At 40.0% G+C, this 12,841-nt stretch carries 9 protein-coding genes and 1 riboswitch; of the genes, 6 read left to right on the top strand and 3 right to left on the bottom strand.

Annotated elements, in window-relative coordinates:
- Positions 1-17: 17 nt before the first annotated feature.
- Complete coding sequence (gene proC, locus LN736_RS05380) at positions 18-860, bottom strand: pyrroline-5-carboxylate reductase (RefSeq protein ID WP_150355555.1); 843 nt, start codon at positions 858-860, stop codon at positions 18-20.
- A gap of 110 nt (positions 861-970) precedes the next feature.
- Positions 971-1,077: riboswitch (SAM riboswitch) on the bottom strand.
- A 350-nt stretch (positions 1,078-1,427) separates the two neighbouring features.
- On the opposite strand from proC, the gene LN736_RS05375 reads away from it, so the two are divergent.
- From LN736_RS05375 to LN736_RS05365, 3 genes are all read left to right on the top strand, one after another.
- Positions 1,428-2,477 (top strand): carbamoyl phosphate synthase small subunit, encoded by a 1,050-nt coding sequence (locus LN736_RS05375; protein WP_229981149.1) that lies wholly within the window; start codon positions 1,428-1,430, stop codon positions 2,475-2,477.
- 114 nt (positions 2,478-2,591) lie between these two features.
- Positions 2,592-5,804 carry a carbamoyl-phosphate synthase large subunit gene (carB, locus tag LN736_RS05370; protein ID WP_229981148.1) on the top strand — a complete coding sequence of 1,071 codons (3,213 nt, stop codon included), beginning with the start codon at positions 2,592-2,594 and terminating at the stop codon, positions 5,802-5,804.
- Positions 5,805-5,833: 29 nt separating this feature from the next.
- Positions 5,834-7,030: a M20 metallopeptidase family protein gene (locus LN736_RS05365; protein WP_229981147.1), complete on the top strand. Its 1,197-nt coding sequence runs from the start codon at positions 5,834-5,836 to the stop codon at positions 7,028-7,030.
- Between the two features lie 24 nt (positions 7,031-7,054).
- Here LN736_RS05365 and LN736_RS05360 read toward each other — a convergent pair whose 3' ends face one another.
- Positions 7,055-8,275 carry a sensor histidine kinase gene (locus LN736_RS05360; protein ID WP_229981146.1) on the bottom strand — a complete coding sequence of 407 codons (1,221 nt, stop codon included), beginning with the start codon at positions 8,273-8,275 and terminating at the stop codon, positions 7,055-7,057.
- A 2-nt stretch (positions 8,276-8,277) separates the two neighbouring features.
- The gene (locus LN736_RS05355; RefSeq protein WP_150355544.1) at positions 8,278-8,955 is read right to left on the bottom strand and encodes a response regulator transcription factor; all 678 of its coding nucleotides are present in this window, start codon (positions 8,953-8,955) and stop codon (positions 8,278-8,280) included.
- Between the two features lie 181 nt (positions 8,956-9,136).
- On the opposite strand from LN736_RS05355, the gene LN736_RS05350 reads away from it, so the two are divergent.
- The 3 genes from LN736_RS05350 to LN736_RS05340 are packed head-to-tail and all read left to right on the top strand — an operon-like array spanning position 9,137 to position 12,801.
- Complete coding sequence (locus LN736_RS05350) at positions 9,137-10,081, top strand: glycosyltransferase family 2 protein (RefSeq protein WP_229981145.1); 945 nt, start codon at positions 9,137-9,139, stop codon at positions 10,079-10,081.
- Between the two features lie 6 nt (positions 10,082-10,087).
- Positions 10,088-10,507 (top strand): GtrA family protein, encoded by a 420-nt coding sequence (locus LN736_RS05345; RefSeq protein WP_150355542.1) that lies wholly within the window; start codon positions 10,088-10,090, stop codon positions 10,505-10,507.
- A gap of 11 nt (positions 10,508-10,518) precedes the next feature.
- The gene (locus tag LN736_RS05340; RefSeq protein ID WP_229981144.1) at positions 10,519-12,801 is read left to right on the top strand and encodes a glycosyltransferase family 39 protein; all 2,283 of its coding nucleotides are present in this window, start codon (positions 10,519-10,521) and stop codon (positions 12,799-12,801) included.
- The last annotated feature ends 40 nt before the right edge of the window (positions 12,802-12,841 follow it).

The following is a 12,841-nucleotide window of genomic DNA, read 5'->3' as shown; positions in this document are numbered from 1 at the left end:
TAAATCCGAGAACCGCTTTATTCAGATTTCTTAGCTACCTTTTCCATACTGGTTTTGCCGATTTCTACAGCATTGATCACAGTTCCCCTGAAACCTCCCTGTTCTAAAGTTCTGACACCTGCTATAGTGGATCCGCCCGGAGAACAGACTCTGTCTTTCAGTGCACCAGGATGTTCGTGGGTTTCAAGGACCATTTTAGCTGCTCCTAAAGCTGTTTGTGCCGCAAGTGTCTGGGCTATATCTCTTGGAAGTCCCAGCTCAACTCCTCCGTCGGCCATGGCTTCAATCAGCATGTAAATATATGCAGGGCCGCACCCGCTTATAGCCATTACGGAATCTATTAGATTTTCCTGTACCAGGAAAGTTATACCCAGTTCCTTAAAAATTTTAATTACCAGTTCGGTATGCCTTTGTTCAGCATTTTTCCCCGGTGCAATTCCTGCTGCTCCGGCATTGACTAACATTGGAGTATTTGGTATTATCCTAACCAGGGGAACCTCAGTTAGATATTTTTCAATAACGGAGGTATTCATACCTCCCACAATTGATATAACCAATTGTTTTTCTCCATTCCACCTGGATTTTTGAATATATCCTAAAACTTCTTTTAGTACCTGGGGTTTTATACTCAATATTACAATGTCACAATTGTCAACCAGGTAATCATAACCGGTACTTTTGTCACTGCTGGAATTGGTTACGCCAAAATTTTCTTTGAGATATTCCAGTCTGCTGTCCAAAATGTCCATAGCATAGATATCCTCAGGAGAAAAAAGTTTGGATTTAAGCAGTCCTCTAATTATGGCTTCTCCCATCTGTCCAGCTCCGATAAAACCGATTTTTTTATTCAATGTTCCCATATCTGTCCTCCTAAAATTTTATTATTTAATATTAATATTTGCACCTTAAATTTGATAATCTTCAGATAAAACAAAAACTCAAGGAAATCTTGAGCTAATCAAACAAAATATCCTCATCTTTCAGTTCTATACTGCAGGATTTAGCACCAATGTATTATTCACAAATACTGGTTGCCGGGCTTCAAAGGGCCAGTCCCTCCACCTCTCTTGATAAAGCAAGTATTTAATTGTAGTTATATTGTTTTAAATTATACCGGCAAATAAATTTTTTGTCAACTTTCCAAAGTTGTATGCAAAATACATTTTTTGATACTTGACATAAGCTGATATTTTAATTAAAATTAATTAAAATAGAATTTTAAGTAAAAAATGCACTTTAAATTGGTCCTGTGAGGCCAGAAAGGAATGTATTATTTTGGATAGCTTTTTTTATGTGTTTAAAAAAGTGAACATTTTTAGAAATTCTGGCAATAGAAAAATTATTTTATAGATAATTTTTTCATTGCCTTTTTATTTTTTAAAGTTGGTTGAGTGTATTTTTGCTTGTAAAAATACAGGAGGTAATTTATGAAAGCAAAACTTATACTGGAAAATGGAAGTGTCTTTCAGGGTGAAGCCTTTGGATATCTCAAGGACAGCATAGGCGAGGTGGTATTTAATACTGGAATGACAGGATATGGAGAGATATTGACGGATCCTTCTTATTATGGACAGATAGTGACGATGACCTACCCTCTTATAGGAAATTATGGAGTTGATTTGAGTGATCTGGAATCAACTTCGCCAAAAGTAAAGGGACTTATTGTAAGGGAGATATGTCATTACTCCAGTAATTTTAAATCGGAAATGGAACTTGACGACTATCTTAAGATAAATAAAGTGACAGGTCTTTCAGGAATTGACACCAGGGCACTTACAAAATCACTTAGAACAAAGGGCACTATGAAGGGAATCATAACCGTGGAGAACCTGGATTTTTCCACTGTAAAAAGTACGATTGAATCCTTTTCCAATAAAAATGCGGTATCTCAAGTGACTGCAGAAAATGAATACACGGTGGGAAATGGTGCAAAGAATATAGCGGTTTTGGATTTTGGCATCAAAAAGAGCATGATAAAGGCATTTTTGGATCGGAAGTGTACTGTTACGGTATTTCCGGCAGCTGCCAGGGCGGAAGATGTTCTTGAAATTGATCCGGATTTGATATTTCTATCGAATGGACCTGGAGATCCTGCAGATTTGAATTTTGAAATAGAGAATATAAAAAAGCTCATAGGTAAGAAGCCAATTGTAGGCATATGCCTTGGGCATCAGCTTTTGGCACTGGCTCTTGGAGGAACTACGGCAAAACTTAAATTCGGCCACAGGGGGTGCAATCACCCTGTAAAAGATCTTACAGAGGGCAGAGTCAGAATAACCTCCCAGAACCATGGATATTATGTAAATAAACTGCCTGAGAACATGGAGGTAACCCATATAAGTTTAAATGACGGAACTATAGAGGGAATGAGACATAAGTCACTGCCGATATTTTCAATACAGTTCCATCCAGAAGCATGTCCCGGGCCGGAAGACAACAGCTGTATATTTGATGAGTTTATGAAATATGCACTTTAATCAATTGGCAGTTAGAAGTGAAAGATGAATAGTTGATGAAGATTTTCGCCGCCGGCCGAAAATCCATCAATAATTGTGAACTGTGCATTGTGAATTGTAGAAAGGAGCGGCATTATGCCTTTAAATAAAGATATTAAAAAAGTACTTGTAATAGGATCCGGTCCCATAATCATAGGGCAGGCGGCTGAATTTGACTATTCAGGAACCCAGGCCTGCGAATCCCTGAGAGAAGAGGGGGTTGAGGTGATACTTGTAAACAGCAATCCTGCCACTATAATGACTGATCGGGAAGTGGCGGACAAGGTTTATATAGAACCTCTCACGGTGGAATTTGTGGAAAAAATCATGGACAGAGAAAGACCTGACAGCCTTTTGGCCAGTATGGGAGGCCAGACAGCTCTGAACCTTGCATTGAAATTGCATGAGAGTGGAATACTTGAAAAATACAGTGTAAATATAATAGGGACTTCCATAGAATCCATAAAAAAAGGTGAGGACAGGGAATTATTTAAAGAGACAATGAACAGGATAGGTCAGCCTGTAGTTGAAAGTGAGATCATAAGGGATGTGAAAAGTGGAAAAGAATTTGCAGCTAAAATAGGATATCCCGTAATAGTCAGACCTGCCTATACCCTTGGCGGAACCGGCGGCGGAATAGCTTATACCGAAGAGGAACTTGAAACCGTACTCGAGTCGGGACTTGAGCTCAGTTCCATAGGTCAGGTACTCCTGGAGAAGAGCATAAAGGGATGGAAGGAAATAGAATATGAAGTAATGAGGGACAGTGCCGGCAATTGTATAACTGTGTGCAATATGGAAAACGTGGACCCTGTTGGAATTCACACAGGAGACAGCATAGTTGTAGCTCCGAGCCAGACGTTATCGGACAAGGAATACCAGATGCTGAGAACTGCCTCCATTGACATAATAAATGAAGTCAAGATAGAGGGCGGCTGTAATGTGCAGCTGGCCTTGAATCCGGACTCTCTCCAGTATGCAGTTATAGAAATAAACCCAAGGGTAAGTCGTTCCTCGGCTCTTGCCTCCAAAGCAACAGGTTATCCAATTGCAAAGGTGGCGGCTAAGATAGCTCTTGGCTACAACTTGGATGAGATAGAAAATGCTGTTACTAAAAAGACCTATGCCTGCTTTGAGCCTTCCCTGGACTATGTGGTGATAAAAATCCCCAAATGGCCCTTTGACAAATTTGAGAATGCTAAGAGAGAGCTCGGTACAAAAATGATGGCTACAGGCGAGGTAATGGCCATAGGAAGCAATTTTGAGGCTGCTTTTTTAAAGGGAATAAGATCCCTTGAAATTGGTGCTTATTCACTGGATTATAAAAAGTTTAGGGGTTTCACCATAGAGGAACTTAAAGATAGAATAAAGCGTCCTGATGATGAGAGAATATTTGCACTGGCGGAGCTCCTGAGGAGAAAATACAAAATAGAAAAACTGTCGGAGATCACCGGTATGGATAAATTTTTCATATACAAATTCAAATGGATAATAGATGAAGAGGAAAAATTAAAATCCAGCAGTATAGGTGAGCTGAACAAAGACTGGCTTAAAATGCTTAAAAGAAAGGGGTTTTCAGATAAGGGAATAGCAGACATGATGGGGATTTCTCCCGATGAAATATACAGGCTTAGGAGGATATGGAATATAACACCTTCCTATAAGATGGTGGATACTTGTGCAGGGGAGTTTGAAGCTCTTTCACCCTATTATTATTCCACTTACGAGGAATATGACGAGGTTCAGGTTTCATCCAATAAGAAAGTTGTGGTAATAGGTTCAGGACCTATAAGAATAGGTCAGGGCATAGAATTTGATTATGCCTCCGTGCACTGTATAAAGACACTCAAGAAACTTCACATAGAGACTATAATAATAAACAACAACCCTGAAACTGTAAGCACTGATTTTGACATTTCAGATAAACTTTATTTCGAACCTATAACCGAAGAGGATGTATTGAATATACTGGACAAAGAGAAACCCTACGGAGTGATACTTCAATTTGGCGGGGAAACTGCCATAAAACTGGCGGAATTTTTAAAGGAAAAGGAAATAGTTACTTTGGGCACGACTGCTGATCAGATAGACACGGCGGAAGACAGGGAGAAATTTGATGCACTTCTTCAAAAATTAAATATTAAAAGGCCCCGTGGAAAAGGTGTATGGTCTGTTGAAGAGGGAATTGAGGAGGCGAAGAGAGTTGAATTTCCTGTTCTGGTAAGACCTTCTTATGTACTTGGAGGACAGGGAATGGAGATAACTTATGATGAAAGCGAACTTGAGTTTTACCTTTCCATGGCTTTTAGAAAGGACAGGAAGAATCCCATATTGATAGACAAATATCTCATGGGCAGGGAGATAGAAGTAGATGCCATATGTGACGGCAGCGAGGTACTCCTGCCGGGAATCATGGAGCACCTGGAAAGAGCCGGAGTTCACTCTGGAGACAGCATAACCATGTATCCGAGCCAGAATATAAGTGATGAAATGAAGAAAAAGATACTGGACTGTACTGTGAAGCTGGCACTTGGCATAGGCATAAGGGGCATGATAAATATACAGTTTATAGAATACGATGGTGAGCTCTATGTGATAGAAGTAAATCCGAGGGCTTCAAGAACAGTTCCATATATAAGCAAGGTCAGCGGGATTCCCATAGTTGATATTGCCACCAGGGTGATGCTTGGTGAAAAGCTTCGGGATATGGAATATGGAGTGGGGATTTCAAAAGAGCCGCCTATAGTAGCTGTGAAAGTTCCTGTATTTTCCACACAGAAACTCCCCAATGTAGAAGTTTCCCTGGGACCTGAGATGAGATCCACCGGTGAGGTACTTGGAATTTCCAGCACTTTGTCTGGAGCGCTTTATAAGGGATTTGTAGCTGCAGGGATGTTTGCGTCCATGAAAAAAGGCGTCATACTTGCCACTATAGGTGATCACGATAAGAATGAATTTCTGCCTATAGCAGGGGAAATTGATAAAATGGGCATAAAATTCATGGCTACCAAAAACACGGCAAGATTGTTGAGAGATAATGGCATTGAAGTGGAAGAAGTCAGGAAGATGAAAGAAGAACATCCAAATATAATAGACGTCATAAAAAATGAACAGGTTGATATGGTAATAAATACGCCCACTAAGGGAAATGATTCCACAAGAGACGGATTTCATATAAGAAGGGCAGCAGTGGAAAGAAATATAGAGGTTATAACATCTATTGACACATTTAGAATTTTGGTTCAGATAAAAGGGGAAAAAGTGAATGAAAATGAACTCAAGGTATTTTGTAATTGCGGTATCAATTGAATTTTAAAATAAGTAGGAGGAGTCATATTATGAAGTCGGTAGAATTAAATAGGATAGAGAATATAAAAGAACTGGCAAAACAGAATTATCACGGTGTAGTGGAGTTGAGAAGGTATTTTCACATTCATCCTGAACTGAGCAAAAAAGAATTTAATACCCAGAAAAAAATCATTCAGATACTGGAAAATCTGGAGGAGCTTGAAATCAGAAAAGCAGGGGGAACCGGTGTTATTGCAGATTTAAAGGGCAAAAATCCTGGCAGAACTATAGCAATTCGTGCAGACATGGATGCACTGGCTATAAATGATGAATGCGGCAGGCCATATCAATCTCAAAATAAAGGTGCATGTCATGCCTGCGGTCACGATGGTCACATAGCCATGCTGCTGGGAGTGATAAAAATTTTATATGATACCCGTGACAGTATCAGTGGAAATATAAGATTCATATTTCAGCCCAGTGAGGAAGAAGTTGCGGATGGTTCAGGGGCGGCAGCCATTATAAAAGATGGTGGTCTGGAAGGCGTAGATGCCATTATAGGAGCCCACCTGTGGCAGCCTGTCAGAAGTGGAATTGTGGGAATTTCTGCCGGACCTATGATGGCAGCCAGTGATGAATTTGAAATAACAATCGAGGGAAAAGCAGGCCATGCTTCCATGCCCCAGCAGACAGTGGATTCCATATTGACTGCATCTGAAGTGGTAGTCGCCCTGAACACGATTGTGGGAAGAGATGTGGATCCAATGAAGCAGGCGGTTGTATCTGTAGGTGTCTTCAATTCAGGAAGTGTATACAATGCCATAGCAGGAAAGGCTATATTGAAGGGAACTATCAGGACTCTGGATGAAGAGGTGCGCAGACAGGTATTTATTCACATTAAAAAAATTGTGGAGCATATAAGTGAAATGACAGGAGCTCACTGCAATATCAAAAAGAATACCTGTACTTATGTAGTGGACAATGATCCCGAAGTTACAGCCATTGTTTTGAAAGCGGGAAAAGAAATGATAGATGGCAAAGCTCATCCCATAAATCCCTTTATGAGCAGTGAAGATTTTTCATATTATCTGCAGAAAATACCCGGCTGTTTCATCTTTGTGGGTGTGGGCAACCGTGAAAAGGGAATCATCTATCCACAGCATCATCCCAAGTATGATATAGATGAAAATGCCATGCTCTATGGTATGGAAGTTATAAGTAATGCAGTTTTGAAATTGCTGGAATAGGGTCTGACCCCCTGACATTTTTTGTCAGGGGGTCTGACCCCTTAAAATCACCTTGAATGTGGATCCCTCACCAAGGGTACTTGATACACTTATATCACCCTTGTGTTCTTCAACTATGGATTTGGCGATTGAAAGCCCCAGACCGAAATTTCCGTTATTTCCTGATCTGACTTTATCCACTTTATAGAATCTGTCAAATATTTTATCTATGTGTTCAGGGGCTATGCCTTCCCCTCTGTCCTGAACTGTTATCTGAATTCGGCCTTTAACTCTGCCCAGACTTATTTCAATGGATTTTCCAGCAGGTGTATGTTTTATGGCGTTGTGGATCAAAATCGCCATGAGCTGTTTTATGCGTCCCTCATTTCCTAAGAAATTTATCCCAGGTTCTATGTTGGACGTCATGAGTATTTCGTGTTTTATCGCAGAAGCCTCGAAGGGAACAATTGCATTGGTAACTGCGCCGCTGAGATCAAAATTGGAAAAAGTTAATGCCTGCTGGTGGGAATCGGATCTGGCGAGGTACAGCAGATCCTCTATGAGTTTAGTCATTCTTCCCGCCTCCAGTTTGATATTTCCAAGCCACTTGCCCTGGCTCTCTACGGTGTCACTGCGGTTGCCGAGGACTATATCCAGGTTCGTAGTTATAACTGCCAGTGGTGTGCGCAGTTCATGGGATGCATCTGCTACAAAGGCCTGCTGTTTTTCCCAGGCACTTATGATTGGTTTTAGGGATATGTTGGCAAGAAACAGGCTTATGATAAATACCAGTATGAGGCTTATTATACAGATCATGACTGATATCATTATTAGCCGGTGTAGTATTTCATTGTCGGAGGATCTGTCCATAAAGACTATTATGAAGCCATATTCTTTTGGAACTTTCAGATATCTTAGATTGTAGTTCTTATAGCTTATGCTGCCACTTGAATCACTGCTTTTAAAGATATTCGACAGTATGGCTTCATAGGAATTTTTATTGAGATTTGAGTTCTGAGATATTTCAATTATATTTCCACTGCTGTCCGTCTTCACAAAAAAACTTTCCATGGGGTTCATATTTCTGCTGTGAGGCTCAAGAGGAGGTATTTTATCCATTTCAGCTGTTTTAAGCATCTTTGTAAAGGATGAATGTGTGAAGCTCTTGTCCATCAGTATATATATTCCCGAAAATATAGTTATGAGTACCAGACTTGTAAGTATTAAATTAATTAAAACCAGTTCTATCTTCAATTTTTTAAACATGATCAAACCTCTTTCAGGCAGTACCCCATACCTCTTATTGTCTCAATTTTTACACTGCAGTTGATTTCCCTCAATTTTTTCCTCAAGTAGGAAAAATATACTTCTATATTGTTGTTCATCTCCACATTGGAATCAATGCCCCATACTCTGTCCAGTATTTGATCCTTTGTAATCACCTGGTTTTTATTTCGTGCCAGAAGTTCCAGAAGCTGGGATTCCTTTGCAGTGAGTTTCATTCTATTTCCATTGCATTCAATTTCACCTTTCATTGGATCGAAAATCAGGGAAGATAATTTTATATTGCCGTCCTGTATGAAATCCACGTGCCTTCTTCCAAGAGCCCTTATCCTGGCTAAAAGCTCTTCTGTAGAAAAAGGCTTTATCAGATAGTCATCTGCACCGTTGTCAAGGCCTTCCACTCTGTTGGAGATGGAATCCATGGCGGTTAGTATTATAACCGGAGTTTGAATTTTATTTTTTCTGATGTCTTTCAGTACATCTATGCCGTTTTTCCCGGGAAGCATTCTGTCAAGTATTATCACATCATATATTTGAGTTTCAGCCAATTCCTCCCCTTCGATTCCATCATAGGCCGCGTCTACACTGTAGTTGTTTTTTTTGAGAATATACACCAGGGCATCTGAAAGCATGACCTCGTCTTCAATTAAAAGCAATCTCATAATTTCACCTCTTTATAGTATGATTATACGATATGGCTTTCAAATTTTAAAGATGTATAGTTTGTTCAATTATTGATATTCAAATTTAATTTACATTTATTGTTGCTTTTTTAAGACTTTTTTAAGGTTAAAACTACAGAATTATAATAGATCAAATTCCTAGAAAACTGAGGTGAATAAAATGCAGCAAGATACTGTTTATTCTGTGGTGGTGCCCCTGTATAACGAGGAATTGGTGATAGATGAAAGTTATAAAAGACTTAAAGAAATTATGGATACCACCTCGGAGGGTTATGAAATCATATTTGTAAATGATGGAAGTCGGGATAGGACTCGTGAAAAGACGGAAAAAATATGCAGTACAGATAAGAATATAAAACTTGTTAACTTTTCCAGGAACTTTGGGCATCAGCCGGCTATAACTGCAGGTATGAGAGTTTCACAAGGAGAGGCGGTTATTGTAATAGATGCTGATCTCCAGGATCCACCTGAGGTCATACCTGAGATGATTGAAAAGTGGAAACAGGGATATGATGTTGTGTATGGAAAGAGGGCTAAAAGAGAAGGTGAATCTTTTTTTAAAAAACTTACAGCAGGAGTTTTTTACAGGCTTTTAAAGAGCATGACCAGTATTGACATTCCCGTGGATACCGGAGATTTCAGGCTTATAGACAGGAAAGTATGTGATGTTTTAAATTCCCTGCCGGAAAAAAACAGGTATGTAAGGGGACTTGTCAGCTGGATTGGATACAGGCAGACCTACGTGGAGTTTATAAGACAGGAAAGATTTGCAGGAGATACCAAGTATCCTCTTAAAAAGATGTTCAAACTGGCCTTTGACGGTATAACTTCTTTTTCCTACAAGCCCCTTGTAATGTCAGGCTATTTGGGGGGAATATCGTTTTTTATAGGGATAATCATGCTTATAATGGGCCTTATAAATTCTGCAGCTAAGGGCTTGGAGCTGATAAATTTTCAATTTCTAATATCCGTTGATCTGATTATGTTTGGAATTGTACTATTTTGTATAGGTATAATAGGCCAGTATATAGGACGTATTTTTGATGAATGCAGGGGAAGACCCAATTATATTATTGAAAACATAGTAAATAAAAGAGGTGAGTAGAAAAATATGAATCAGCTGATCAAAACCATGGATTCTATTTTCAATGGAAGACTTAAATTATTGAGCCGATTTTCTACCACCGGTGTGTTGAATACCATAATAGATTTTCTGGTATTTACCCTGTGTCAGAGTGTAGTTGGGTTATATTACACTGTAAGCCAGATCATAGGCTACAGCTGTGGGGTGATAAATAGTTTTGTATTCAATAAGAAATGGACTTTTCAATACGATAATCCGGATAAAAATATTGTCCGCGAAGTAATACAATTTGTTCTGGTAAATGTGTTATCTCTTTTTGTAACAGTTGTGCTTATGAAATTTTTGATAGACAGTTTTAATTTTAATGTATATGTATCAAAGGTAGTTATAACGCTTGCAGCCCAGGTGATAAATTTTGTGTCATATAAATTATGGGTGTTTAATTGAGGAGTGAAATTATGAAAAAGATAGAATTTACAAAAGAAAAACTTGCCTTATTTGAAGTAATGGCCGTATCTGCAGTATTGAATTTTGCAAATTTAGGTGTGGAAGGATACGGAAATGAATACTATGCAGCAGGTGTAAAAAGTATGCTCGTAAATTTCAAGAATTTCTTTTTTGTGGCCTCTGATCCAGGGGGATTTGTATCTATTGACAAACCTCCCCTGGGTTTTTGGATACAGACTTTATCTGCCAAGATATTTGGGTTCAGTGGATGGAGCATACTGCTTCCACAGGCTCTGGCAGGAGTAATATCCGTTGGGATTTTGTATTATATGGTTAAGAGATCTTTTGGAAAAGCTGCAGCCTTTATTTCTGCGCTGTGTCTTGCAATAACCCCTGTTTTTGTAGCAACCAGCAGGAATAACACTGTGGACAATCTTTTGGTGATGACGCTGCTTCTTGCCTGCATGTTTTTATCCAGAGCGGCAGAAAAAGGCAGATTTAAGTATCTTCTTATAAGTCTTGTCCTTGTAGGTGTGGGGTTCAACATAAAGATGCTCCAGGCCTATATGGTTATTCCTGCCCTGTATATTACTTATCTGATCTCTGCTGCCGCACCTTTGAAAAAGAGGTTAAAGCATCTTGTCATAAGTACTGTTGTACTTGCTGTAGTATCTTTTTTCTGGGCAGTTGTTGTGGATCTGGTTCCTGCTCAGAACAGGCCTTTTGTAGGCAGCAGTACTAATAACACCGTTATGGAGCTTATATTTGGACACAATGGACTTGAGAGGCTGAGCAGCAGCAGTGGAGGTATGGGCGGCGGACCTGGCGGAAACAGACAGGGAGGAAATATGGCTTACTTTCAGAGAAACAGAAATTCTTCAGATACGCAGAATGTGACCTCAGGAGCAAATGGAAGCGGCCAGGGCGGTGGAATGATGCAGGCACCGGGTGGATTCCCTGGAGGCTCCGGAGGCAGCTCTCAGGGCAGCAGCCAGCAAAATGGCAGTTCTCAGGGAGGCAGCTCCCAGAAAAATGGGGTGAATCCGGCACAGATGCCCCAGGGAGCAGGGCAGAATGGGGAAGGAATGCAGCAAAGACGGGGAAATGGCGGACCCGGCGGAAATGGTGGGCTTTCAGGAAATTTTGGCGGTCAGACTGAGGCTGGTATTACAAGATTGTTCTCCAAAAATGTGCTGTCCGATCAGATAGTGTGGTTCCTGCCTTTGTCCATATTGGGATTTATTGCAGCGGCAATAGTGGAAAAGCTGAGATTTCCTTTTGATAATAGAAGAAAATTGGATTTGGCATTGTGGATGCTGTGGCTTTTACCGGAATTCATATACTTCAGCTATACTAAAGGACTGTTTCACCAGTACTATCTGACAATGATGGCACCTCCTGCTGCAGCCTTGTCCGGCATAGGTCTTGTTTCTATGTGGAAGCTGTATAGGCAGGAAGGCGGAATAAAGGCGTGGCTGCTGCCGATATCCTTTATTGTAGAGGGAGCACTTCATCTGATGATGTTATCCTATTTCTATTCTTCCATACCTGCGGCAGCTAAAGGCATGATAATAGCTGCAGCTGTATTGAGCTTTGCATCCTCTGTGCTTCTTGTAATTTACAGGATAATAAAGAAGCATGATTTGAATCTTGGAAGAAATATAAATTTTGCAAAAGTACTTGCCAGCCTTGCTTTTGTAGGAATACTTGTAACACCTTTTCTGGGATCTGCAGCTGCTGTAACCCATGGCGTAAACGGGAGCATGCCTGCTGCCGGATTGGAGCTCTTGTCGAACACCGGATCCGGAAATTTCAGAATGGGGACTGCGGGAGGAAATAACAGCAGATATTCTAGTGAAAATAAAAAATTGATAGAATTCCTTGACAGCCATGTTAAAAATGAAAGATATGCTCTTGTGGCGTCCAGTTCCAACGCTGCTGCTGGCATGATAATCGAGAGCGGTAAAAGTATAATGCCTCTGGGAGGGTTCTCGGGCTCTGACAAAATACTTTCTTTGAATCAGTTCAAAGAGCTGGTGAAAAAGGGCGAAATAAGATATGTACTCACAGGTGGAATGGGAAGGGACTCACAGGATATAATGAGCTGGGTTCAGAAAAACGGCAAACTTGTTCCAGAAAGCCAATGGAAAAATACCACATCTACCGATACAAATGAAACCGGTGAAGCCAGGGAAGACAGCAGCGCAGAAAATGAGAATTTGGGAAAGAATGGATTTGGAGGAATGGAAATGAATTCCCAGCAGTTATATGATTTGAAAGGTACTGTAAAATAGTTTGTGTATATTAGTTGAATCTTTCTATAATAATGTTATA

Source organism: Clostridium aromativorans (genome assembly GCF_020908015.1).
Classification (GTDB): Bacteria; Bacillota; Clostridia; order Clostridiales; family Clostridiaceae; genus Clostridium_B; species Clostridium_B aromativorans.
This window is presented reverse-complemented; position numbering and strand designations above follow the sequence as displayed.

Coding starts and splice junctions, on each gene's coding strand:
- LN736_RS05345 (WP_150355542.1), top strand. CDS start 10,088: ATGAATCAGCTGATCAAAACCATGGATTCTATTTTCAATGGAAGACTT.
- LN736_RS05340 (WP_229981144.1), top strand. CDS start 10,519: ATGAAAAAGATAGAATTTACAAAAGAAAAACTTGCCTTATTTGAAGTA.
- LN736_RS05375 (WP_229981149.1), top strand. CDS start 1,428: ATGAAAGCAAAACTTATACTGGAAAATGGAAGTGTCTTTCAGGGTGAA.
- LN736_RS05355 (WP_150355544.1), bottom strand. CDS start 8,955: ATGAGATTGCTTTTAATTGAAGACGAGGTCATGCTTTCAGATGCCCTG.
- LN736_RS05350 (WP_229981145.1), top strand. CDS start 9,137: ATGCAGCAAGATACTGTTTATTCTGTGGTGGTGCCCCTGTATAACGAG.
- LN736_RS05365 (WP_229981147.1), top strand. CDS start 5,834: ATGAAGTCGGTAGAATTAAATAGGATAGAGAATATAAAAGAACTGGCA.
- proC (WP_150355555.1), bottom strand. CDS start 860: ATGGGAACATTGAATAAAAAAATCGGTTTTATCGGAGCTGGACAGATG.
- LN736_RS05360 (WP_229981146.1), bottom strand. CDS start 8,275: ATGTTTAAAAAATTGAAGATAGAACTGGTTTTAATTAATTTAATACTT.
- carB (WP_229981148.1), top strand. CDS start 2,592: ATGCCTTTAAATAAAGATATTAAAAAAGTACTTGTAATAGGATCCGGT.